Origin of the sequence: Neobacillus sp. PS3-34 (assembly GCF_030915465.1) — a bacterium.
Classification (GTDB): Bacteria; Bacillota; Bacilli; order Bacillales; family Cytobacillaceae; genus Neobacillus_A.
The window spans coordinates 506970-532036 of the sequence record NZ_CP133267.1 but is presented as its reverse complement, the minus strand read 5'-3'; the positions used below and the strand labels follow the sequence as shown (position 1 = coordinate 532036).

General features: G+C 39.8%; 21 protein-coding genes, 1 pseudogene, 1 riboswitch and 1 other annotated feature. Of the genes and pseudogenes, 15 read left to right on the top strand and 7 right to left on the bottom strand.

The window, feature by feature from the left end; genetic code table 11:
* The first annotated feature begins 140 nt into the window (after positions 1-140).
* From RCG23_RS02790 to RCG23_RS02780, 3 genes and pseudogenes are all read left to right on the top strand, one after another.
* Entirely contained in the window at positions 141-1415 is a 1275-nt protein-coding gene (locus RCG23_RS02790) for a metallophosphoesterase family protein (RefSeq protein ID WP_308178494.1), read from the top strand.
* A gap of 158 nt (positions 1416-1573) precedes the next feature.
* Positions 1574-2350, top strand: a complete 777-nt coding sequence (locus RCG23_RS02785) for a sugar phosphate isomerase/epimerase family protein (RefSeq protein WP_308178493.1) — start codon at positions 1574-1576, stop codon at positions 2348-2350.
* Between the two features lie 19 nt (positions 2351-2369).
* Positions 2370-3412: pseudogene (locus RCG23_RS02780) on the top strand (Gfo/Idh/MocA family protein).
* A 94-nt stretch (positions 3413-3506) separates the two neighbouring features.
* Here the strand turns inward: RCG23_RS02780 and RCG23_RS02775 are convergent.
* Both RCG23_RS02775 and RCG23_RS02770 read right to left on the bottom strand, forming a co-directional pair.
* On the bottom strand, positions 3507-5726 hold the full coding sequence (locus tag RCG23_RS02775) for an MMPL family transporter (protein ID WP_308178492.1): 2220 nt from the start codon (positions 5724-5726) through the stop codon (positions 3507-3509).
* A gap of 190 nt (positions 5727-5916) precedes the next feature.
* Complete coding sequence (locus tag RCG23_RS02770) at positions 5917-6396, bottom strand: TetR/AcrR family transcriptional regulator (RefSeq protein WP_308178491.1); 480 nt, start codon at positions 6394-6396, stop codon at positions 5917-5919.
* A 261-nt stretch (positions 6397-6657) separates the two neighbouring features.
* On the opposite strand from RCG23_RS02770, the gene RCG23_RS02765 reads away from it, so the two are divergent.
* The 4 genes from RCG23_RS02765 to RCG23_RS02750 all read left to right on the top strand — a co-directional run bounded on the left by RCG23_RS02765 (position 6658) and on the right by RCG23_RS02750 (position 10148).
* On the top strand, positions 6658-7341 hold the full coding sequence (locus RCG23_RS02765; RefSeq protein WP_308178490.1) for a hypothetical protein: 684 nt from the start codon (positions 6658-6660) through the stop codon (positions 7339-7341).
* Between the two features lie 632 nt (positions 7342-7973).
* Positions 7974-8420: an FMN-binding protein gene (locus tag RCG23_RS02760; protein ID WP_308178489.1), complete on the top strand. Its 447-nt coding sequence runs from the start codon at positions 7974-7976 to the stop codon at positions 8418-8420.
* Between the two features lie 9 nt (positions 8421-8429).
* Positions 8430-9317 carry an FAD:protein FMN transferase gene (locus tag RCG23_RS02755; protein WP_308178488.1) on the top strand — a complete coding sequence of 296 codons (888 nt, stop codon included), beginning with the start codon at positions 8430-8432 and terminating at the stop codon, positions 9315-9317.
* On the top strand, positions 9318-10148 hold the full coding sequence (locus RCG23_RS02750; protein WP_308178487.1) for an RnfABCDGE type electron transport complex subunit D: 831 nt from the start codon (positions 9318-9320) through the stop codon (positions 10146-10148).
* A gap of 80 nt (positions 10149-10228) precedes the next feature.
* Here RCG23_RS02750 and RCG23_RS02745 read toward each other — a convergent pair whose 3' ends face one another.
* Together RCG23_RS02745 and RCG23_RS02740 are read right to left on the bottom strand one after the other, a co-directional pair.
* Positions 10229-11359, bottom strand: a complete 1131-nt coding sequence (locus tag RCG23_RS02745; RefSeq protein WP_308178486.1) for an ElyC/SanA/YdcF family protein — start codon at positions 11357-11359, stop codon at positions 10229-10231.
* Between the two features lie 82 nt (positions 11360-11441).
* Entirely contained in the window at positions 11442-12389 is a 948-nt protein-coding gene (locus tag RCG23_RS02740; RefSeq protein WP_308178485.1) for a DUF6454 family protein, read from the bottom strand.
* Positions 12390-12656: 267 nt separating this feature from the next.
* Here RCG23_RS02740 and RCG23_RS02735 point away from each other — a divergent pair, with 267 nt between their 5' ends.
* The 4 genes from RCG23_RS02735 to RCG23_RS02720 all read left to right on the top strand — a co-directional run bounded on the left by RCG23_RS02735 (position 12657) and on the right by RCG23_RS02720 (position 18924).
* On the top strand, positions 12657-13223 hold the full coding sequence (locus RCG23_RS02735) for a class I SAM-dependent methyltransferase (RefSeq protein WP_308178484.1): 567 nt from the start codon (positions 12657-12659) through the stop codon (positions 13221-13223).
* 223 nt (positions 13224-13446) lie between these two features.
* Positions 13447-13544, top strand: a riboswitch (cyclic di-GMP riboswitch).
* A gap of 66 nt (positions 13545-13610) precedes the next feature.
* Positions 13611-15800 (top strand): protease pro-enzyme activation domain-containing protein, encoded by a 2190-nt coding sequence (locus RCG23_RS02730; RefSeq protein WP_308178483.1) that lies wholly within the window; start codon positions 13611-13613, stop codon positions 15798-15800.
* A gap of 220 nt (positions 15801-16020) precedes the next feature.
* Positions 16021-16458, top strand: coding sequence for a hypothetical protein (locus RCG23_RS02725; RefSeq protein ID WP_308178482.1), 438 nt, complete (start codon positions 16021-16023; stop codon positions 16456-16458).
* Positions 16459-16899: 441 nt separating this feature from the next.
* Positions 16900-18924, top strand: a complete 2025-nt coding sequence (locus RCG23_RS02720) for a prolyl oligopeptidase family serine peptidase (protein WP_308178481.1) — start codon at positions 16900-16902, stop codon at positions 18922-18924.
* 131 nt (positions 18925-19055) lie between these two features.
* Here the strand turns inward: RCG23_RS02720 and RCG23_RS02715 are convergent, their stop codons facing one another.
* The 3 genes from RCG23_RS02715 to RCG23_RS02705 are packed head-to-tail and all read right to left on the bottom strand — an operon-like array spanning position 19056 to position 21255.
* Positions 19056-19799 carry an MFS transporter gene (locus RCG23_RS02715; RefSeq protein WP_308178480.1) on the bottom strand — a complete coding sequence of 248 codons (744 nt, stop codon included), beginning with the start codon at positions 19797-19799 and terminating at the stop codon, positions 19056-19058.
* Positions 19800-19822: 23 nt separating this feature from the next.
* The gene (locus RCG23_RS02710) at positions 19823-20302 is read right to left on the bottom strand and encodes an MFS transporter (RefSeq protein WP_308178479.1); all 480 of its coding nucleotides are present in this window, start codon (positions 20300-20302) and stop codon (positions 19823-19825) included.
* 26 nt (positions 20303-20328) lie between these two features.
* Positions 20329-21255, bottom strand: a complete 927-nt coding sequence (locus RCG23_RS02705; protein WP_308178478.1) for an ArsR/SmtB family transcription factor — start codon at positions 21253-21255, stop codon at positions 20329-20331.
* 173 nt (positions 21256-21428) lie between these two features.
* Here RCG23_RS02705 and RCG23_RS02700 point away from each other — a divergent pair, with 173 nt between their 5' ends.
* The 4 genes from RCG23_RS02700 (at position 21429) to RCG23_RS02685 (ending at position 25033) form a co-directional block, all read left to right on the top strand.
* Complete coding sequence (locus RCG23_RS02700) at positions 21429-22037, top strand: MFS transporter (RefSeq protein ID WP_308178477.1); 609 nt, start codon at positions 21429-21431, stop codon at positions 22035-22037.
* Positions 22019-22162 carry a hypothetical protein gene (locus RCG23_RS02695; RefSeq protein WP_308178476.1) on the top strand — a complete coding sequence of 48 codons (144 nt, stop codon included), beginning with the start codon at positions 22019-22021 and terminating at the stop codon, positions 22160-22162. The genes RCG23_RS02700 and RCG23_RS02695 overlap by 19 nt, the downstream gene beginning before the upstream one ends.
* 20 nt (positions 22163-22182) lie before the next feature.
* Positions 22183-22860 (top strand): MFS transporter, encoded by a 678-nt coding sequence (locus tag RCG23_RS02690; RefSeq protein WP_308178475.1) that lies wholly within the window; start codon positions 22183-22185, stop codon positions 22858-22860.
* Positions 22861-23023: 163 nt separating this feature from the next.
* Positions 23024-23280 (top strand) — a binding site (T-box leader).
* A gap of 73 nt (positions 23281-23353) precedes the next feature.
* Entirely contained in the window at positions 23354-25033 is a 1680-nt protein-coding gene (locus RCG23_RS02685) for a glutamine--tRNA ligase/YqeY domain fusion protein (protein WP_308178474.1), read from the top strand.
* Positions 25034-25067: the final 34 nt, after the last annotated feature.

Below are 25067 nucleotides of genomic sequence, written 5' to 3'. Positions count from 1 at the left end.
CTCTTGAAAACTATAAATTGTTTGTAAAAATTTTCCTGGATTTAGGTGGGAAGATGGTTTCACTGATATGCAGCTTGCCAAAAACAGTAATTTGGAAATTAAATAATATTTCATTAGTGAATCAAATGAGGAGTAAAGCAATGAACATGGATAAATCTCAAAATAATTCGAAATTAATTTTTCCGGTAATAAGCGATATACATATTCATTCAGATCATAATGATAATGATAATCTAGAAAAATTTATCACTACTTTAGACCAATTAAATCAAGTAGCTCCTAAACAAGATGCTTTTGTAGTTGTTGGTGATTTAACTGAATCTGGAGATATATCAGAGTATGATAAATTTATGAATGCTTACAATACTAGAAAACAACCAACAGCAGTTTCATTGATCGCAATCGGGAATCATGACTATTGGAATGGATTATCAGTAGAGGATGCACAAGAACGTTTTTTCGAGAAAACGGGTATGAATTCCATTTATCATCACAAGGTCATAAATGGCTATCATTTTATTATTCTAGGAACAGAAGACGGCATAACTGAAGGAACATATTCTTCAAATCAAATTGAATGGCTAGGTGAACAGTTAAGGAAAGCTAATGCAGATGATCCAAGCAAACCGATTTTCGTCTTCCACCATCAGCCCATGATAAACACGATTTATGGAAGCGAATGGGGCTTTTCTGAGAATAGAGATCTATTCTACAATACGTTAAAAGAATATCCTCAAGTCATCGCGTTTTCTGGTCATACGCATTATCCTTTAGACGATCCTAGAATCATCCATCAAAAAGATTTCACTTCCATTGGAACTTCTACAGGTGCTTATTTATTTCTCGAAAATGGAAGAGTTCAAGGCGAAATACCTGAGGGTGCTAATTTCCAGAATCAAGCTTTAATTGTAGAGGTTTATGACAGCGAAGTATTGATTCATCGCCGTGATATTCATAAGAATGATTGGGTAGGGGAACCATTTGCAATCAGCTACCCTGCATATAAACAGACATTCAACTATACAGAATCAGGTGACAAAAAGGCGCCGTTCTTTAAACCGGACTCCATGCTTTCGATTGATCATGAAAAAACGACAGCCACCTCCTTAACAATCATATTTACCCAAGCAATAGATAACCTTCTTGTCCATGACTATAAAGTAGTAGTGAAAAAAGCGAAAACAGGGGAAATAGCAAATCAATTCCTTGCGTTCTCAGAATTCTACAAAGATCCTGTTCCAAATCCATTAACATTGTCACTGGACGAATTGCAGCCTAATACATTTTATCAGATTGAAGTACATGCACTTGATTCGTACGGCAATGTGAGCTCTAACTCGCTAAACGTGTTAGGCAGAACGTTAGATGGTGAAGTGACAGATGTAACAATACCTTTACCGGAAAACCCACAATAACGAATGTTCGTCGTCATAAGCCTCAATTTTGGGGAAAATATCATAATAGCAAAATAGTAGATGTTTTAGTTATATCCTCTATATTCATTGAGAGGTATAAAATGTATTCTGTAATCAAATATGTAATGTTTTGAATTTTATAGAAATGAGGATGTAAGATGACGAAAATTCCAGTAGCTGTCCAAATGTATACTTTGCGTGACGAAAGCGAGAAAGATTTTGCAGGCACATTGAAAAAAGTTGCTGAGCTTGGTTTCGATGGCGTTGAATTTGCTGGATATGGCGGATGGACTCCGATAGAAGTAAAAGCTTTATTGGATGAACTTAGTCTTCAGGCAGCTTCCAGCCATATACCTCTTGAAGAATTGGAAAATAATTTGGCGCAGGTTATTGAAGATCAAAAAATATTAGGAAGCAAATATGTTGTATGCCCTTATTTAATGGAAGAACGTCGAAGTGAAAAGGATTATAAAACCCTTATTTCTGTTTTAGATCAGGCAGGTGAGGCGTGCCGCCGAGAGGGCATTACCCTTCTTTATCATAACCATGATTTTGAACTAGAGCGCCTGTCGGATGGCAGAACGGCACTTGAGGCTATTTTTGACGACACAAACCCAGATAATGTGAAGACAGAGTTCGATGTGTACTGGCTTACAAAAGCGGGTGAAAATCCTGTAGAGTGGATGAACCGTTATAAAAATAGAACACCGCTTGTACATCTAAAGGATATGACAACAGATGAGGAACAGTTTTTTGCTGAGCTTGGAACAGGTGGCGTTGATATTGAAGCTGTACTAAATTCAGGTGAAGAAGCCGGTGTAAAATGGTGGGTGGTTGAGCAGGATTTTAGTCGTCGCAGGCCATTTGAAAGTATTGAGATGAGCATCCAATACTTGAAAGAGAAGATAGAAGATAATGGGTTACTAAACGTATAAAAATAGGAGGGAAATAAATATGAGTAAATTAAAAGTTGCCGTAATCGGGTGTGGAAGTATTGCACAATATCGCCATTTGCCTGAATATTATTCGAATAAAGAAGTAGAAATAGTTGCGGTATGCGATATCGTTGCAGAGCGTGCAGAGGAAATGGCCGTACAATATGGAGCAAAAGCTTTTACTGATTATAAGGATGTAGTAAATCTTGATGAAATTGATGTGGTAAGTGTGTGTCTCCCAAACTACTTACATGCACCTGTATCGATTGCGGCACTAAACGCAGGAAAGCATGTTTTATGTGAAAAACCAATGGCGACTTCACAAGAAGAAGCTGAAGCTATGATTCAAGCAGCGAAGGTAAATGATAAAAAACTCATGATTGGACATAACCAACGTTTCGTTTCTTCACATCAAAAAGCAAAAGAGATTATTGAACTTGGTAAGCTCGGAAAGATTTTCAGCTTTAAAACCACGTTCGGCCATTCATGCCTGAGGGTTGGAGTATTGACGGAGCAGAGAGCTGGTTCTTTAATAAAGAGAAGGCCTTTATTGGTGCAATGGGTGACCTTGGCGTCCATAAAGCAGACTTAATGCGTTATTTGCTCGGAGAGTTTACCGAAGTAGGAGCATTCATTGAAACAAATGCGAAGCAAAACACAGAAGTCGATGACAACGCCGTTTGCATTTTACGCACAGAAAGCGGTATTATCGGAACGCTTGCAGCAAGCTGGGCCTATGTGTCAGGTGGTGGGGATAATTCTACTATTATTTATGGAGAAAAAGGTACACTTCGATTAGAAGCAGATCCAGAATACTCACTAATTGAAGAATATCGCGATGGAAGCGCCGTTTATCATAAACTAGATAAAATCCAAACAAATGAAGAAGGCGGACAAACATCCTCTAATGTCATTAGCCATTTTGTTGAAAGCATTGTACAAAATAAAGAACCACTAATTAGCGGTGAAGAAGGAATGAAATCACTGCAAATAATATTAGCTGCACTGGAGTCACAGGAAACGAAGCGTATTGTTTCCTTAAAGAAAGAAGTGTCAGTCTAACGAAATAATGCGTCATTAAGCCCTACTTTTGTAGGGCTTTTTATCATATTATCCTATAAAAAAATCCCCTCAAGTAAATGAGGGGGAGATAAGGCTATACATCATATTTTACAGCTTCATTGGAACCCCGTGCTGGCCAGAACACATATTTTCCAATCCAAACCGTAAGCGCTGGAACTAAGAATGGGCGGACAATAAACGTATCCAACAATACACCCAGGGCGGTAATAGTACCGAATTGGACGAGTATTTGGATCGGAAGGGTGGCGAGAACAGCAAAGGTTCCTGCCAGGATCAACCCTGCTGAAGTAATGACCGATCCGGTCTCGGCGACTCCGTCTTTCACTGCTGCAGGCAAAGGCTGTTTACGGGCTTTTTTCCAAATGCTTGATACCATGAAGATATTATAATCTTCGCCAAGTGCAACGATGAAGACGAAGGAATATAAAGGTATGAATCCCTGGATAGCATTTACATCAAACATATAATGAAGAACGAGCCATCCGAGGCCGAGTGCACTGAAAAACGAAAGCAGTACGGTTGCCATTAAATAAACCATGGCGACAATGGAACGCAAATATAGGAACAAAAGGACCGCAATCATCGCAATGATGACGGGGATGACGATTAATGCGTCTCTGTCTGTCGTTTCTCTTGTGTCATATTGCGTTGCTGTCTGTCCTGCTACCCAAACATGATTTTTTGAAAGGCCAGTGTCCTTTAAGGAAGCTTTGACTGCTTTTTTAATAACCGGAATATGGTCCATCGCTTGGTTGGAATATGGATTTTCATCCAGTTCGACTTCATAGGATAAGAGATTTTGATTGTTTTTTCCTTGCTGTGGGTCGGATACCTTGGAAACAAAGGACAATGCCTTTAAATCATCTCCGACTTTTACCTCTTTTCCTTCTGTGTCAATGATCACCTGAACAGGAGCTAGCTGGCCTGGTGTGAAATGCTTCGAAATGAGCTGGAAGCCTTCCCTTGATGGCATATCCTTCGGAAAGGAGGATAACGTATCAAATGTATACGTAATTTTGCTTGCGGAAAAAGCGAAAATTCCCAGTACCACGGTTGTAACAACAGCAATCGTTTTAGGGTGCCTAACAATAAATTGGCCTAAAGCGGAGCCGATTCTGTGCTTTTCCTTTTTAGCAGGAACAGGCTTTCCTTTACGTATCGCCCGTTCTTTTATCATTTCGTCCGTTCTTGGAATGAAGGGGAAGAATGAGATTCTCCCGAAAATACCAAGCAGGGCAGGTACCAAGGTCAAGCTCGCGATCATCATGATGAGGATCGATAAACTAAATGGAATGGCGAAGCGCTGAATGGATCCATAATGTACCAGAAGCAGGGCCAACAGGGAAAACACCACTGTCAAACCACTCATGGCTATTGCACCGGAAGAGCTGCCTAACGCTTTTTTTAGAGCAGCCATTTTGCTATCTTCTTCCTGTAAAACACTTCTAAACCTTGCAATTAGGAATAAACAATAATCCGTTCCCGCCCCAAACAGGAGAACGGTCATGATTGAAAGCCCCTGGGAGTCGAAGGTAACCAAACCTGCTTTGCCGGCAGCCCCGAGAAGTGGATTGATGACTCCGTAAGCAAACCCTACTGCTATTAATGGAACCAGTGCCAGGATCGGGGAACGGTAGATGGCCAGCAGGAAGACGAGCACGAGAAGAACCGTCGCAAAAAGAAGCTTAAGATCTCCCTGGGAGAACAGGGCCGTCGCATCAACCTCGATTCCCACCGGGCCAGTTACCCTTACAAGTAAGTTGTTTTTAGCCGATAGAGAAGTCTTTAATGGATTTTTATCAAACTCGGATGATGTCAGCTTGTTTAATGCATCGAAACTTTTATTCAACTGCTCTGTACTTGCTTTTTTTTCAAAAAGGATCGGATAGATTAAAGTTGTGCCGTCACTTGAAACCTGCTGTTTTAAAGCTGGCAGGGGCAGCCTGTGAAAAGGTGCAGCATCAATTTGGTATGGCAGTGGTTTACTGGTGATTTTTTCAGCAAAACCCTGAATGGACTTTAGGTCATCATCTGAAATTCCAGTACTCCTGTACCAGGTAAGTAGTGCTGGTTTGCCAGTCCCTGATGGAAATTCTTTTTCTGCAAGCTTTTGAGCCTCTACAGACGGCTGTTGATTTTTTAGGTTTGCAGCCAGGTTATTTTCCTGTGTGTTAGCCTGCGGGAATAGCGCATTCAAAAGAACAACAACCGCAATCCAAATGGCTAACGTGACCCATCTGCCAAGCTTTCCTCCGACAGATTTAGTGTAGCTTTCCATAAATCCTTTTTTCATCTTTTCATCTCCCTTAACTTATCAGTTGATAAGTGATGTTTATAATGTATTTACTAATGGTTTAATATATACAGAATAAGATGTGATTTTAAATTTATCAAGTGATAATGTGCTGCTAAAAAAATATAAACGAATTATATTTTTTTCTTATCAGAAGCTACCCCGTATAAAAGTACATTCACAATCATTTTTACATGCTGTTCATAGATCTTTTTTGATCCTGAGGAGTAGAGTTTTTTGCCTCTAAAGGTGTATGGCTTAGCAAGTTAAGAAGAAGGAAGGCAGAATTGATTGGATTCGTACCAAACTCGGCAGGATTGCGAAGGTCACCAGCCTCGAGCCCTTTTGCAAAAATTTCCGAGATAGGGCCGATAAAGCCATTAAACCAGCTGTCAGAAATCAACTTTCTGGCGTCTGCGGATAGTTCTTGTTGAATGTCACGGAACATTTGGTTCATTTCTTCAGGCTTATTTACCAAAATAAAATAGGCAACCTCAACGAGTCGTTCCTTTAAATCTTTATGGCGTTTGATGATCCGTTCCAGCCCTGTTTTGGTTTTATGTATTTCATTTAATATAACTTCAATATAAAGTGTCTGTTTATTTTTAAAATGATGGTAAAGTGCTGGCTGCGTCAACCCGCATGCATCCGCAATCTGCCTTGTAGACACGGCCGATATCCAGATTCCATAAAGAGCTTATGAGCTGTTCTGATAATGGTTCTTCTCGTTTCCCCAAGATCATCTGTTTCATGAAGTTTCATCGTGCATAATCCTTTCATTCAGGTCCTTTTCTTAAAGCTTATATTACCTGCCGCCGTATAACAAGTCAAAGCTTGAAGTGGAAGAATCAGGTGTCAGACTCCTTTATAAAGAAAGAAAAAAGAGGAATGCTAAAAACTAAAGTAACATGAAATGAAGGAAGGGGAAACGATGAAAAGGATACTGGCTACTGCATGTTGGATATTATTCTGTGGATCCAGCCTTGCTTTTGCTGAAAAACCAACTGAGGATAAACAAACACTTGTAGTGGGGAATGAAAAAGAAGGGGTCTACCTATACGCAACACCGGATCTAAATAAGAATCTTTATAAGGATTTCCGTGTCAAGATTGAGAACGAAATGGTGGAAACACAGGGCTGGGAAGTGGAAATGAGAGAAGAACGGCAGCCTGAATTACATGTCATCGATCTCAATCATGATGGGAAAAAAGAAATTGTCGTCATCTTGCCGATAGGTACTGGCACGTGGGTAGTCGTGAAAGAAGCACATATCCTTCAGCAGGTAGAAACTTTGGATGGCAAACGCTATGAGGAAATGGACATCGATAACCCCGTTCACACGATCGAGCGCGATTTCAAGATTACCGCTACTAACAAAACGATACAGGTAAAGGGGCGTGGACATGTTTGGAAAGTGGCCAATATTTGCGGCAAAACATATTATCGGCATCGATTCCCACTCTATCAATCCGTGAATTGGAAAGTGAAGGGCAATAATTTAATGGCGGATGTAGGGTTAACCATCAAAAATAACTGCGTCCCGGCCGGATTTATCCTGTCCTACAAGCAAAGAGGGGAAATTTATATAGCGAAGCATGTGAAAGTGAATTTGTAAAATACGGGTGTCAGGTAAGCAACGTCGATCATTGTATTTGTTGATAAATGGTGTCTGACCTGGTCCGTCCCCCTGCAGACAAGGGCTCTATTGGACAAACTTCGCCCGTGAGCAGTCAAAATGTCCAATAAGAGGGTTCTATTGGACAAACTCCGCCCGTGAGCAGTCAAAATGTCCAATAAGAGGGCTCTATTGGACAAAACCCGTTCCATGAGCGGTCAAAATGTCCAATAAGAGGGCTCTATTGGACAAACTCCGCCGTCAGCTGTCAAAATGTCCAATAAGAGGGCTCTATTGGACAAAACCCGTTCCATGAGCGGTCAAAATGTCCAATAAGAGGGCTCTATTGGACAAAACATGGTCCAGGCGCGAACGAAATGTCCAATAAAAGAGTTTTTATAAGATATAATCTGCCTTAAAAGAGGTTTTCCATGTTGGAGAGTCTCTTTTTGATTTTTAGAACAAGAAAACGCAGAGACTAATAGATTAATGCAGAATGATCCTATTAAACAAAACTGCATGATCACGGTAATAATTTTTAAAAAGGTATTTTTTTTAAGGGAAATTTAAGGTTGGTTAGCTATACTAGTTCTGTCGTTAGACTGAGCAAAAAGGTAATAGGAGGATTTCGTATGGGGAAAATGGATAAAAAGTGGGTAATTTTATGTTCAACCGCCGTTGCAGGGGTTTATGCCGCCGGTTTTTTTTCTACGGAAACTCAGGCCACTAAATTGGAAACGCAGCAGCATGCCCAAATTTCCATGCAAACAAATGGCGGGAATTCTAGCGCTGTTTCCACCAAAACAAAACAACTATATAAAGATGGGACATTTACAGGCACAGGAATGAATCGGCGCGGGTCGATTGAAGTTGCCGTTACAATAAAGAATGATAAAATCACGGATGTTGAAATTAGCAATTTTGCCATGCATTATTCTGAAGATGATATAGTTGGCCTGCCTGATGAAGTATTACAAACCCAAAGTGCACAGGTAATGAATGTTTCAGGAGCAACCTATAGTACTCAGGCTTTTGAAGATGCTGTACAAGAAGCACTCTATCAGCGCCAAAATGCTTAAGGGGAACGTATGAAAAAAACGAAATTATTTATGGATTCAGTTGTAGAGATACAGGTAGTCATTCGCGAAACAATGTCAACAGAAGAGGCTGAGGCAAAAATGGAGCGGGCTTTTGAGGCATTCCGAAAAGTAGAACAGACTTGCAGCCGTTTTAGCCCTGACAGTGAATTAATGAACGCCTGTCGAATCATTGATAATCCAATTCAGATAAGCCCTTTTTTATTTGAGCCACTGAAGTTCGCTTTGGAAATCGCCAAAATAACGGATGGTGAATTTGACCCTGCGATTGGTAAAGTCATGGAGCAGCAAGGATATAATCGTCATTATTTAACAGGAGAAATCAGTGAAAACCCATCTGCTGACTCCGTCACGTTTCGGGATATTATTTTAGATGAACAAGACCGAACATTATTTTTGAAAAAGCCTCTTGTAGTTGATTTAGGAGCGGTTGCGAAAGGGTTTGCGATCGATTTGGCAGCTCAGGAGTTGAAGGACTTTGATGGGTTTCTTGTTAATGCTGGTGGAGATCTGTTTGCTGGGGGAGTGGATAGGGATGGATTCCCTTGGAAGATAGGCATTCAGCATCCCAAGAAAAAAGATAAAATCATTCACGTAGTCGAGCTATCTAATGAAGCCATTTGCACCTCTGGAAGTTATGAGCGCAGGCATTCTAAACTCCCCGGTATGCATCACATCATTAATCCTAAAACGGGGCATTCGCCAAATGATTGGGTCAGCTGCAGCATCATTGCGCCTTTCGCCATGATGGCCGATGCCTTTTCGACAGCAGCTTTTTTGCTTGGTCATGAAAGAGGAACGCAATTAATTGAAAACATTGGTCTAATGGGACTTTTAATCACATCCGGGTTAGAAGTTCTTAGAGTTGGAGGAAAATAAATGACAGTAAAGAAATGGCTTAAAACACCAAAGGGCTATGTGGGAATGGTTTTGATAACTTATCTCCTTATCGCATCAATCGAGTCCAAAGATATAAAGGGAATTATTAATGGCGTTGCCGCGGTTATCGTTTCAATCATGGTGGACATTCTTTGTAATGTTGTTAAAAAAAGAAAATGGAGCATGCCGGACGGTGCCCTTATTACAGGGTTCATCATTTCCCTAATCTTAAGTACAACAACCTCATTTGGGATCATTGCGGCAACAGCTGCTATTGCGATTTTGTCCAAGCATCTTTTGGTATATAAGAAAAAGCCGATCTTTAATCCAGCGGCTTTTGGTTTACTTTTATCCGTTCCGTTCTTTCATACGGGTCAAAGCTGGTGGGGGGCTTTTGGAGATCTTCCTGCTTGGACCATTTTGTTTCTTTTAGTTGGAGGATATTTGGTCACAAATCGTGTAAACAAGTTCCCTCAGGTTTTTGCGTTTATGGGCACTTCTTTCTTACTTTTGCTCCTAATGGGGCATTTCAATATAGGAGATGAGGTGGACGCACTCCGGCCGCCATTTATAAACGCTACTCTTTTCTTTGGCTTTTTTATGCTTACGGATCCGCCTACTTCCCCAGCTAAAGATAAAGATCAAGTCCTATTTGGTATCCTCACTTCAGCAGCAGGGGCGTTGATCTACGGGATTTTCGGGGGATTAATGTATTTGTTTATAGGGTTGTGTATCGGAAATCTTTATTCCTTCCTAAAAAAACGCTCATCATCACAAGTATCAATGAATCGCAAAACAGTTAAAAATACGAGAACAATGGTGAGCAAGTGACATTTGATTATCGTGACAACAATATCTTATTACAAACAAAAAACAGTTCAATAAAACGAACTGTTTTTGTTTGTACATTTTTATCTTTGAAGACCAGGATATTGCCAGATACCTGAGGTTCTAAATAGGTCGCGATAAATCACGAGCTTTTCATCATTCGGTACTTTTTGGGCTTCTGCTAAGGAAGGGAAATCCAAATAGACCATGTTTGTAAAGTTTCTGCCTGACTTTTTGCCATTCATTTTATCATAAAAGTCACTGGCTTCTTTAAAAACAGTTAATGCTCTTCTCATATGGCTGGCACTTGTAACAAGTGTAACGTCTTTTAAGTTCTCTTTTTCAAGAATAGCGGTTGTAAAAAGGCCATTTTCAACAGTATCAGTAGAATTATTTTCAAGAAGGATTCTATCTTTTTCAATTCCTTGAGAGATCAACCACTTGCTCATTGCATCGGCTTCTGTAACACCTTGTTTAGGAACTCCACCCGATACAATAATTTTCGAATTTGGGTATTTTTTAGCAATCGCAAGACCTGCTTTTAAACGTTCAATGAGTGTTGGCTGCATGGAGCCATCATCTGCGAGAGCGTAACCCAAAATTACAATGGCATGATCTTTTTGAGGTAAGTTTGCAGGGACTTCAACATTAAATTTTTCTTTCATTATATCTTCTGTTCTATTAATTTTTTGAACAAATTCATTTGCCTTTTTAGCATTTATCCTTTTTAGCTTTGAAATGGAACGATTATACGTACGTTCGTCTCCATTTATACGTGAGTAAACTCCATAGACTAGGTTTGTATTGAAATGATTTGGCTCTAAATTTAATATTTGTTTGTACGTTTGAAAAGCTTCCGGAAGCTTTTTTTGTATGATTTGTGTGGACGCTAATGAAAATTTCAGATCAATGTTATGGGGATCAAGTAATGCTGCTTGAATAAATGCATTTTCAACAACATCAAATTTACCCTTTAAGGTAATACCCTTAAATATTTCTGTTTCAGCTTTTTTAATGTCACCACCATGCCAATAATAGTACATGGCGATATCTTCAAGCTGCTTAATTCTTGTAGAAGTGGGTTCATCATGCTTTAACGTACTAATAGTTGGAGGTTCTTGTGTGGTCCCATTTGTTGCATAAGCTGTTGTAAAAGTTATCGAGCACAAAACAATTGCTAGTACCCAAAATAATCTTTTTTTCAAAAATTTCATTGTTATCCTCCTATTAATAGAGTAAATAAATCCATCCTGACTTATGGTGTCTTGTTTGGATTAAATTATTCTATTTGAAAAATTATTTTTTAGTGGCTTTTGTTTCATATACCAGCATTGAGGATTGATCATCATCGGGAACAGCGTACATTTTAATTCCCAGTTTCGTATTTTCAAGAAATACTGGATCTCGTGTTACAACATGTCCCTGAGGCGAAAATAGAGTAATAGGCAATTCGTGAACCATATTCATTTTTTTCATATCCAACAAGGCTAATCCGCCCAATTCATATTTAGCAGTAGAAGAACTTTGCTGTGGCAATTCAGTAATACCGCTGCAAATCATGCTTTCTTTTCCTGCACTCTCGCAGTCCTGATAGTCGATAAAGTGGCTCGGATTCGTTGATTTGCGGAGTACTTTTCCTTTTTCATTAAACTCATAAAAGGTTCTCGAACCCCAGCTTACAGCTTTTAGATTCCCGTGTTTTCCATCACGAAGTACCCCTCCAATATGGTCATTCGTGCGGAACACTTCCTCGGATTTCATCGTTTGTGGATCAACTTTATAAATGATTGATTTGCTGTTTGGGCGGTACTCTGCAGCGGGAACCCAGATCGATTCACCATCATAGGCAATTCCACCAGGATGGTATATACTGCCTTCACCAAGCTTGATATCCTTTAAAAGTTTCCCTTCCTTATTAAAAACAAAAAGATGGCCAATGCCTTTACCAGGTGAGCGGTCATAACCATCATGAGGCTGGTCGTATTTTACCGGTTTTTCAATGATTTCTACAGAAGACATGTAGTATAAGTCTCCGACCTTCGTCATTCCTTGTGGATGATAGGTTTTAAATTGCAGATCAACTTTTTCTGTTTGCTCCCACACATTATCCCGGGAAAGCTGTTGGAATTTCCCTGCCATTTCTTTCCCTTCTTTCCCGGAATTAAAAGCATCAGGGTAGGCAAACGCAGTTGATACAGTACCAATGGTAAGTGCCGCCGCTATGGCGAAAATTACTTTTTTCATTCTCCATCCTCCTCAATCTAATGTATTTCCTAGTAGTCTTTTTTAACTTACATAAGAGTTATTAAGGAGTTGTAAGTTGTGTGTTAGATATTTGTAAAAGTTCGATTACATTTGGCAAGAATCGCTTTCCTTGAGGTCATGGTCCGTAACAATTTAGCAGGTGTAATTATCGAAGACTTTTGGTAGGGTTAATTTTATAAGAATGGCGAGGAACGCTAATCTGGTGTGAAATGATACGACTTAAAAAAAGATAAATGGGGTGCGAAAATGGATCATCGAGAAAAATGGAATCGAAAGCATAAAGAGAGGCTGGATGAACTTAGAGAGCCTGTACCCAATGAAAGGCTTAAGAATTTATCCCCATACATGCAAGGGGGAACGGCACTTGATATTGCTTGCGGTCTCGGAGGAAACAGCCTGTTCCTGGCCCAGCTGGGATATGAAGTGATGGCGGTGGATATATCAGAAGTTGCGGCAGATTATGTCCAGGAAATGGCGGTAAAGCAGGGCCTAATGGTGACCACTATGATAGGTGATTTAACCAAGATTACAAGCCTGCCATTGAAAAAGCATTCATTTGATTTTGTGATGAATACCTATTATCTGGAAAGATCCATCATCCCTTATGTAAAAGAGCTCGTAAAGCAGAACGGTTTTTTCTTTATGGAAACCTACTATAAATCTCCAAATGCCGAACATCAAAGAGTATCCAGTCAATACAAACTTGAGTCCAATGAATTGCTATCCGAATTTCGGGATTGGAAGATTCTCTTTTTTGAGGAAAACGAGCAGGAAGGCAGGCAGACGATTTTTTGCCAGAAGCAGGGGATTTAAACGAATGGTAAAAATGGATGAAGACAAAATCAGAGATGGTAAAATAGATAGTTTTAGAGAATAGTAGGTTTGGATTTTAAACGATAGCGCCCATTCTACTTTTCGATTTTTTACAACAAAAGGTGTGTTTTCTCATCAAATTCTCATCATAAATATGCAAAAAGACTTATATACGGTATCGCTTTACCTAAGTAAAATATTAGGTGAACAAACATATTATTCCAAATGAAAAAGGCAAAACCATTGAAAGATGGTGACGCAAAGCCACGAGCCTAAAGAATTGACGTTAAGAAACCAACTCCAGGGTAGTCGGCCGCCACAAATGGTACTTGAATTCTGCCATGGTGGGTAGGATTTTTTATTTGGGGAAATTGGAGAGGTGAAAGGATGAAAAGAAGAAAATTATTAATGCCGGCAGTTGCTTCGCTTTTAAGTTTTACGTTGTTTTCGTCTGGAGGCTCAAGCTTTGCAGCAGCACCCAGCCATGTTCAACTGAATGGAGCAGCACCAATCGCCGCAAAACACGGCAAGCTGATTGATCACACCAGCCGCAGCACAAAGAGTTCCTTAACAATCGCGCTGAAATTAAGAAATAGCGATCAGCTTGACAGTTTTATCGCTAGTCTCAATGACCCCTCATCCCCTAACTACAAGCATTTTCTAACACCTGAAGAATTTAAGCAGCAATTCGGACCAACCGATGAAACGGTTGCCAATGTTAAGGACTATTTAAAAAGCCAAGGTTTTAAAGTTGAAACTATTTCTTCCAATAATGCGTTTATCACTGTCAGTGGAACAACAGGACAGATGGAAGATGCATTTAGTGTAACGATTAATAACTATAAAAACTCAAATGGACAAGCTTATTTTGCAAATGACAAGGCACCTGAGATTCCTGCAGAATTTGCCGGAGTAATCACAGATGTGGAAGGCCTGGATAACGAATCACGCTATACACATCCACAAATCAGGAAACCGTCACCACAAGTGAGTAACAAGCCTGCAGCAGTTGAACCAAGAGTGGGCAGTGGCCCATCTGGCGGCTATACACCGGCTGAATTAAAGGGGGCGTATAATGTCAGCCCGCTGGCAAGTGCCGGTTATACAGGATCTGGCCAAACTGTAGCCGTAATGGAGCTTGACGGATATGTCGCTTCTAACGTCACGAACTACAGCAACTACTATGGCCTTGGAAGCCCTGCACCAACCAATGTTTATATTGATGGTTTTAATGGTGCTGCCTGCGAAGGGCAAGTAGAGGTAGAATTAGATATCGAGGTTATCAATGCCATCGCTCCTAAGGCGCAAGTAATCGTATATGAAGGACCGAACACGGGACAAGGCTTAATTGATACTTATCAAAAAATTGCTACTGAAAATAAAGCGAAATCAATTTCTGTCAGCTGGGGAATTGGCGAACAGCACGCTTCTACCGCTAGCATGAACAGCCTTCATACCATCTTCCAGCAATATGCTACACAAGGACAAAGTATTTTTGCAGCGTCTGGAGATAATGGTGCATATGATTCCGGTGGTTCTACCCTTGAGGTTGACAGCCCGGCAAATGACCCATATGTCACAGGTGTTGGCGGAACACACTTGAATCTAAGTGGTTCATCTTACAGCTCAGAGTCTATTTGGGCTAACAGCTCAAATAAGACAGGCGGTGGTGGCGGTTTGTCTACGCTATATGCTATGCCTTCATTCCAATCTGGCACTGGTGTACAAAATAGCTATTCAAATGGCAAACGCCAGGTTCCTGACGTTTCAGCAGATGCTGACCCAAGCACTGGTTATTCCATCTACAGTCAGGGCGCATGGACAGTAGTAGGGGGAACATCGGCTGCTGCACCATTATGGGCTGGTATCGCGGCACTCAATAATCAGTACGCGGCTGCAAATGGCAAGGGTAACCTTGGCCAGGCGAACCCAACGCTTTACAAAATGTTTAATACTACGCAAACATATCCTGCGTATCATGACGTAACAAGTGGAAACAACTTGTACTATCCGGCAACAGCTGGCTATGATATGGCTTCTGGTATCGGAACACCTGATGCATATAACCTGGTTCGCGATATTAACGGATCTTCTGGAGGTTCTGGCGGCGGTGGTACCGTTACAGAGCTGATCACCAATGGCGGGTTTGAAAGCGGTCAATCGCCATGGACAGAATCAAGCACTGGCGGTTATCAGTTAATTGATACTTCCCGTCCGCATACTGGCAGTAGCTCTGCATATCTAAATGGCTATAACAGTAGTACCGATACAATCTATCAAACTGTTACCATTCCATCTACAGCAACGAGTGCAACACTTACTTTCTGGACTTATGTATCAACGACAGAAACGAGCCATGCCTATGATTACCTTTATGCACAGGTTAGAAATACAAGCGGCTCAGCGTTATCTACATTGTTAACACTCAATGATGGCACAGCTACAGGCTGGGTGCAGCGCAGCTACAGCCTCTTGAATTACAAAGGGCAAACTGTTCAAATTGCCTTCAAAGGCACAAATGACAGCAGCAACCCAACTGATTTCTTTGTGGATGATGTGAGCTTGAAAGTGCAATAGAATAGAAATAAAACAACGGCCTTCATGTAATGGGGGCCGTCGTTTATTTATAAAAATATTATGTTGTTTCATTTTATGGCGAATGCCTTTTTTTACTAAACTAACGAAGCAGAGTTTTAGAAGGAATTATAATGGTCTGCATGGAATTCCTTTATATGGAATATAATTCTGAGTGGTTGTATAACAAAGAAACTCTCGTTAATTGTGGAGGAGTTAAGGTATGCAAAGTTTTTTATGCTTAGTGGTTGGATTGATTTCTGCCTTTTCATTATCAGGGTGCATTGGAGAGAATTATGATTTTACACCTCCCAGTGTTACACTCTCTGCTAGCAGTATCCAATTGAAAGAAGCAAATATAAATTGGCAATCTGATAAACAATACAAGAAAGAAACGAAAGATATTCTATCATTAGCAAGGAAACAAAAACAAATGAGTGTTAATTCTGGTCAACGAGATTATATAGAATTTGATAGTGAAGATTATAGAGTTGAAGAAATAAGTATTTGGGTATGGCAGCAGGATAAGAAGGTAAAATTGGAACTTGATAAAAATCGCAACTTCAATTTTCCAAAAGAAAAAGGTGAATATTTAATTGAAGTGGACCTTTACACAGACAGTGGAAGTGCTGAGTATGTAGGTAATATCGACATTAAGTAGTGGAAAACCACTCGATTTATAAGCCTGTTTAAAAACATAAAATGGTGGTAAAAAACCATTTTTATTCAGTTATTTGATAAGACCCTAGAAATAATATGGTCTTATTTTTTATGTCTTAAAAATCAATATTATCTTTTAACAAGGCTGTTTTCTAATAGATTGTTGTTTTGTAAATAGGTTGTTAAAAGCAAATCGTTGAAAAAAGAAGTTGATTGGAACGGAAGGTGCGAGACTCCTGCGGGAGCAGCGGGACAGGTGAGACCCCGCAGGCGCTGTGCGCCGAGGAGGCTCACCGCCCGCCCCGCGGAAAGCGAGCATCCTGGAGTGGAAATTAACTACTCTTTAAATAGCAACAAAGTATACGAAAACAGCCTTTAACTAAGCCAAAAAAAGGATTTTCATTTCGAATGTCGAAATAGTTTATGGAAAGGGGGTAATTAAATGACAATGGTAATCAAGAAAGATAACATAGTTGAAGATTTTCACGGAACAATGGTCGTTGACCCTTATCGATGGCTGGAGGATCCAAATAGTAAAGAAACAATACAATGGGGAAAAGAGTTAGGGGAAAAATGTGAGGCTTATTTTAAAGATACGTCGACAAGAGAAGAAGATAAGACCCGACTGACGGAATTGTGGAACTATCCGAAACTTTTCGTGCCAAAGAGAGTGAAGGACAAGCTTTTTTATCAAAAAAATGATGGTTTGCAGAACCAGGCCGTAATGTATAAGAAGGATGGAGAAGAGGATACTGTATTACTTGATCCCAACAAATTAAGTGACGATGGTACCGTTGCGATGACAAACTATGCCTTCAGTGGTGATGGCCGTTATCTAGCCTATGCTACTTCTACTCACGGTAGTGACTGGCAGGAGATTTACGTAAGGGAAATTGAAAGTCGAAGAGATTTAGAGGATCACATTCAATTTGTAAAGTTTACGAGTATAGCATGGACCCCTGATTATTCAGGCTTTTTCTATAGCCGTTTTCCTGAACCAGGAACGGTAAGTGAAGAGGATGAAGGAAATTATCATAAAGTATATTTTCATCAATTAGGTACGCTCCAGGATCAAGATACCTTAATTTTTGAGCATCCAGACAACAAGGAACTGATGTTTACCACATTTGTAACGAATGATGATCAATACATTTGTCTTCATGTAAGTCATGGAACAGCTGCACAAAATCGCTTCTATCTAAAAAAGCTAGGATCAACAGGTGAATTTACACGTTTATTAGATGAACAGGATGCTGAATACTCTTATATCCATAATGAAGGTACTCTTTTTTATTTTAAAACTGACCTGGAAGCTCCGCGGGGTCGAATCATTGCTATCGACATTGAAAATCCGTCACATGACAATTGGAAAGAAATTGTCGGTGAACAAGAAAATGTTATCGATGCGGTTAAGTTTATTAATGGCCAATTTGTCATTGCCTACTTAGCTGATGCGTTTCATCAAGTTCATTTGTACAATGAAGATGGTAGCTATGAAAAGCAAATTGATATCCCTGTCATAGGATCACTTACTGATTTATCTGGGAAACATGACCAAACCGAAATGTTTTTCGGTATGACTTCCTTCTTAAGTCCAACCGTTGTATATCGATATGATTTTTTAAATGGTGAACTAGAAGTGTTTGCCGAGTCTGAATTGAAAATAGATACATCTCAATTCGAAACGAAACAGGTTTTCTACACATCTAATGATGGAACAAAAGTACCGATGTTTTTAACGATGAAAAAGAATCTTCCGTTGAACGGCCAAAACCCTGTCATTTTGTATGGATATGGCGGCTTTAATGTTAGTATGACTCCTGGCTTTAATCCAGCGATTTTACGCTGGCTTGAAAAGGGCGGAATCTATGCTGTAACCAACCTGCGGGGTGGTTCAGAATATGGTGAAGACTGGCATAAAGCTGGAATGCTAGATAAAAAGCAAAATGTGTTTGACGATTTTATTTCTGCAGGAGAATACTTAATAAACAATAATTACACAAGTAAAAATAAGCTATCTATTTCTGGGGGATCTAATGGAGGCCTTCTCGTTGCCGCATGTATGGTTCAGCGTCCAGACTTGTTTGGAGCGGTTATTTGCCGTGTTCCAGTTATCGACATGCTGCGTTATCATAAATTTACGATCGGAAAGTACTGGATTTCCGAATACGGAAATGCAGAGAATGCTGAACAGTTCCCATTCCTATATGCATATTCTCCGTTGCACAACATTAAAGAGGGGCAAAAATATCCTCCAGTGTTGATCGCTACAGCTGAAAGTGATGACCGGGTTGTACCAGCACACGCAAAGAAATTTGCTGCTACTTTACTAGAAAAAGCTAGTGAGGATTCAACCATTGTTTTACGTCTGGAAGCGAAAGCGGGGCATCGCCTTGGAAAGCCTACTTCAAAACTGATTGATGAGTGGGCAGACTTTTATGCGTTTTTGGATAAAGAGTTGGTGTAAGAGAAACGCCAATCTGAAAAGTGATTTAACGCTGATTTACGTTAATTTAATACGTGAATCAGCGTTTTTTAGTGCCTGACCCCCCAGTGCGTTAAAGTATTAACTAAGTGGGGGCAGGCACCTTCATGTGATTAAGAAGTAATTTGTTCCTCCGAAGGAATCTCCAAATTCACTACATTATTATCATTCAACTTATTAAACATCGGATGCAACGAGCAAACAATAGTGGTGATTGCTATTAAGCAGCCTAAGGCTAAGAATAAGGCCGAAATGGAAAATGACTCAGCAATATAACTTCCAATTGCTGCACCGAAAGGAATTCCGGCTTGTGCCAGAAAGACTCTAACAGAGAACACTCTGCCGCGTAAATGTTCAGGTACTCTTTGCTGGTAAAGTGTTGTGTTATTAATGTTAAAGATAATCGCAAATAGTCCTTGCCCAAAGGTAATGACGATTGCCAGCCAGTAAAAAGGCGTCCACCCTAAACCTAAGAATAATACTCCATTCATAAATAAGGAACCTAGCATCACCAATTTCCTGTTTTTCGGTTCCTTTAGAGTACCAGTTAATAAAGACCCTGCCAGCATTCCAAAGGAAAATGCTGAAGTAAATAAGCCGTATTGAAAAGCGGTTCCATGGAATTGATCTGTAATATATGGTAAAAACATGGGCTGAGCAGCACCGGAACTGAAATTAATGATCATCATCATGATGCCGACCCAAAACAATACAGGATATACCCGATAAAATTGAAGGCCTTCTTTAAATTGAACGAACCAGCTTTCTTTCTTTTCGATTTGTGTTTTCGTAGAACTTGGGTTCATCATTAATAAAAGTCCGGAAAGCCCTAAAGAGACGAGGAGGATTATCAGCACTGATTCGATTCCAAAGGCTGAGATTAATAACCCTCCAAGTGTAGCCCTAACAGCATCATTACCTGTCCGGTACCTTCCAGAAGGGAATTGCCTTTGATTAAATTATCCTTAGGTAAAATATCGGCAACGTACGCCATGCTTGCAGGATAAAATAATGGCTGGGCTATTCCAATCGCGATCGATACGAGATACAAATGCCAGGTTTCTAATAAATCCATCGGCATTAAAATGGCAGGGACAAGAAAAGCGGCAGCCCGAAACCATTCAGAAAAAACCATGACTTTTTTGCGGTCCCATCGATCTAAATAAAGGCCGGCAAACATTTGAATGACCATATTCGGCAGCATAAAGACTACCCAGATACTTCCCATGGCCACCTTAGAGCCTGTCATTTTATAGACAAGCCACGACAATGCGAATGTTGCAAACGTACTACCCAATCCTGATGCCCCCTGGGCCAGCCACAAAAACATAAACTTCCTATTCTTCAATAACTCTTTCATTTGCCCAATCCCTCTCTTTTTAAAAATTAGACTTCTGAAGGAAACAGATATTGATGGTAATTTTGAAAAATATTATCGAGGCCTTGTTCTCTTAAGCGATAGCGTTCGGAAGAAGTAGGGGATAATATCACCTGAACCAACCCGGATGCCCTTAATAGAACCATATGATGGTGGACCGTACTTTTGGCAAGCCCAATAAAATTCACGATGTCTGTAAAACTTCTTTCCTTTTTTTCGAGAAAACGAAGAATTCGCAGACGATTTTTATCCGATAGTGCAATTCCTCTCTGCATTAAACTGGGTGAAGGTTCCCCCTCTAAAGAAGGGTTGAGGTCAACAGGATATCCATAGATGTGCAGCTGGGGATAATGTGAATAGGTCACAATCGGGCTTGAATGGTAAGCAGGGTACAAGATGACCTTTTTTACCTGATCATATCCTCTTAGCACAAAACCATTTGTGGCCTTTTCTACAAAATCCAAAGGTGAGTAATGAGTGATTTGTTGCTGTTTTTCTAAAAAGTCCTCCTCCAAAGAAGTAAGAGTGCCAGGATCCAGCTGGTCATAATACTCCTTCTTCCACTGCTTCAATAAGTCGATTGATGTTTCAAAGGTCCCTTCCGCAGATGAGAAGTAATCTTTTGGGACGTGCATTTGGTTTTGAAAGTGCTCTAATACTCCTTTCCTAGTTGTGTCACTCAATTCGTCTAAAAGTTGCTCCAAAGGTAAGTTGGATACCGGCTTAGTTAAAAGATATTCAGATAGTAAACCTATTTGCTCTAACTGTTCTGAGTTTAATGCGTCTGCTAGATTGCCGCTAAGCTGTTTTAAAACTGTCTTCCGCCAATTCACACCCATTTCTGTTTTTTTATAAAAAGCCGGCTGGGTAAAAACACGTAAACTGTTCAGTAATTCAAATATAGGATGAAAGCGTACTTCAATTGTCCAAGTCATTTAGTTGTTCGACTCCCATCTAACTAATTGTTTATGTAGTTCGATTGTAAGCGAACAACTTTTGATTAGCAAGAAGATTTTTCCAAATTAAAAACGCAAAATCTGACATGTGCATTTATTTTTGGTAATATACTAGGTGGGAAAATATTTAGGAAACCGAAAGGAATAGATAGATGAAAGACAATAACTATCCCTGGCTGCTCCTCTCTGTGACAGGTCTTGGTGTCATTCTTGCCACCTTAAATTTCAGTACCTTAAATGTGGCGCTGCCGGAGATTACGAATCATTTTCATGCGAGCGGACTGGCTGCCAACTGGATCTTGTTGTCCTATATGCTGGTTAATACCATTTTTATTTTGGTATTCGGAAAATTGGCGGATATCTTTGGACGGCGGGGTATGTACCTGTTTGGTCTGCTTGAGTTCACCATTGTCAGCTTTTTATGCGGATTGGCACCAAACGTGTGGGTTCTGATTTTGCTTCGCGCGCTGCAGGCACTCGGGGGAGCACTGATTATTACCAACACGACACCTCTGATTACAGATGCTTTTCCTCCTAAGAAGCTGGGGACAGGATTGAGTATTAATATTTTGATTGCCTCGATTGCCCAGTTAATCGGACCGGTCATTGGCGGATTTTTAGTCTATCACTTTGGCTGGCGCTGGGTATTTTGGTTCAACGTACCTGTGGGAATTATCGGGTTCATTTGGGGACTTTTTACACTAAGAGCTGTGCCAGGAAGAGCAAAAGGAGAGAAAATCGATTGGCCGGAAATATCATAACCTTTATCGGCCTTGGCGGTTTCATTCTTGCTTTATCAGAAGTAGGTGTTAGCGGCTGGACAAGTCCGATCGTCCGTACAGGCTCATCCTATTTGTCATTTTTGCTTTTGTTTTTGTATGGGTAGAAAAACATGCAAAATATCCAATGATTGATTTTAAGCTATTTCACGATCGGCCATATGCAATGGCCAATTTAGCTACATTTTTCAATTCGCTTGCCCGCTCATCAGTGGTTTTGTTAATCGCCCTGTTTTACCAGGTGGTTGACAATGAAAACCCCTTTACAGCAGGCCTCAAAGTGGTTCCTGTTACTGTAGGTATCATGCTTGGCTCCATCATTGTCAGCAAGCTAACGTTAAATTATTCGGCAAGGTTGTTGTCAACCTCAGGGCTGTTTGGTACCTGTATTGGCATGCTTTTATTAACGTGGAAAATAGGTGCAGATGGATCACTGTTTTGGATTATCCTTGGCCAATTGCTCATCGGGATTGGAACAGGGGTCTTCCAGACGCCTAATACACAGTCGATTATGCTGACGGTCCCTCATGAAAGGCGTGGAATCGCAAACGGCATTCGATCGATGCTGCAAAACATGGGAGGAGTACTAAGTACGGCATTATCATTAATGATTGTCACAAGCCTATTGCCCATGCATTTAAAAACCGCTATTTATGCCGGCGCAAATGCCCACATTGTCAGGGAAGATACTAGTTTAATTGTAACCGGGTATCGGGTAGTATTTTTGGTGATGATGGTCCTTACGATCTTCGCGATTGCTGCATCGTTTTTAAGGAATGCGAAGAAGGATACACAGCCAGTTTAATTATTTTTACTCAACTTTCATGCCATTTAGGGGTCTCAACATAACCGGATAAAAAATTAATAATCCTAGGTTTCTTAAATGAATATTTGCATATGCTATTAATAATTGTAAAACCTTTACATCTGTCATTTGAATTGTTAATATGAATAAAATTAAAATGGTTAATTAAGCGATGAAGAGAAGAGTAAATAAATTTAATTCTTTACAGAGAGCTTCCGGTGCTGAAATGGGAGCAAGAATGATTTATTGAACCAAGACTCTGAGCTTCACATTGGATCTGATGTTAGTGATAGTGTGACAGGTGCTCCTGTTATAGAGCTAGGGTATAAGTATTAACATTAATGCCGTACCCGAAGAGGTTAATATGGTGACATATTAACAAACTGGGGTGGTACCGCGATATAAAATCTCGTCCCCAAGACGTAAACAGTCTTGGGGGTGGGATTTTTTTTATTTTATAAGAAAAAAATGCAGTAATACAGGAGGGATAAAGATGGATGGAGAGAAAAAAATAACCTTTAATAATATGGATAGGATTGTTGAAGAAGATTTAGAAAAAGGAACATTTCAAAGAACGATTTGCACAAGGTTTCCTCCGGAACCAAATGGTTATCTCCATATCGGCAGTGCTTACGCTATACACTTGAACTATATGATTGCTCAAAAATTTAATGGGCTATTCAATCTTCGATTTGATGATACCAATCCTTTAAAAGAAGATGTTGAATACGTTAATGCAATTATTGAAGATATTAATTGGTTAGGATATACGCCTGAAAATCGAATATTTTATGGATCAGACTATTCCAATGAAATATTTAACGCAGCAATCCAATTAATAAAAAAGGGCAAAGCATTTGTCTGTGAACTTACACCTGAAGAAATGAAAGAGTATCGCGGAACTTTAACAGAACCAGGTAAAATCAGTCCTTATAGGAACAGACCAGTTGAGGAAAATTTAGACCTGATTTTTAAGATGAAAAATGGTGATTTTTCGTCAGGGTCAATGGTATTACGGGCGAAAATCGATATGGAATCACCCAATATGAATTTAAGGGACCCTATCCTATACAGGATTATTCACGCTAACCATTACAGAACTGGTAACGAATGGTGTATATATCCAATGTATGATTTTGCTCACCCAATACAAGATGCAATTGAAGGAGTTACACATTCATTATGTTCGATAGAATTCAAAGATCACCGGCCGTTATATGAATGGGTTCTGAATGAATTGGATATAAAAGAACCACCAAAACAAAGAGAATTTGGAAGAGTGAATATTACCGGAGTAGTTACAAGCAAACGGTACTTAAGGGAATTAGTTGCTGGGAAATTTGTAGATGGTTGGGATGATCCACGGCTGCCCACTATACGTGGGCTTCGGAGAAGGGGGTTCACACCAGAAAGCATTAGAACATTTGTAAATGATATTGGGTTTGTAAAGCATGCAAGCACGGTTGACTTTTCTATGCTTGAAAGTACACTGCGCAATGAGCTGAAAACAAAAGTCCATAGTATAATGGCTGTTTTGAATCCGCTAAAGGTAACGATAACGAATTACGAGGAAGGTGCGACAGAACTTTTATCAATTGAAAATAATGTGGAAAATCCTGAATTAGGAAACAGAGATGTACCCTTTTCCAATGTGATTTATATTGAAAAAGAAGACTTTATGGAAGTTCCGGCAAAAGGTTTTAAAAGGTTGTCTTTAAATTCGGAAGTTCGCTTAAAAGGTGCCTATTTTATAAGGTGTAATGAAGTTATAAAAGATGAGGTTACTGGAGAGATAATTGAACTGAAGTGCACTTACGATCCGGAAACCAAAAGTGGCACAGGTTTTTCTGGAAGAAAAGTAAAAGGGACTATTCATTGGGTTTCAGCTTTACATGGCGTAACAGTGGAAGTTAACCTCTTTGACAAACTATTTGAAGAGGAAGAAATCGTGAAGGATAACGAAAAAACATGGGATGAAAAAATAAACCCATGTTCCAGAGTTGTACTTGAGAATTGTAAAATAGAACCTTTCATTAAAAATACAAAAATTGAAGACAGGTTTCAATTCTTGCGTCATGGATATTTTAATTTAGACAAGAATTCAACTGATAAAAAGTTAATCTTCAATAGAATTGTTTCGTTGAAGGATTCGTGGAAAGGTAAGAAAAGCTGAAAAGGAGCCTAAAATGCAAGTTAATAATAAGTCT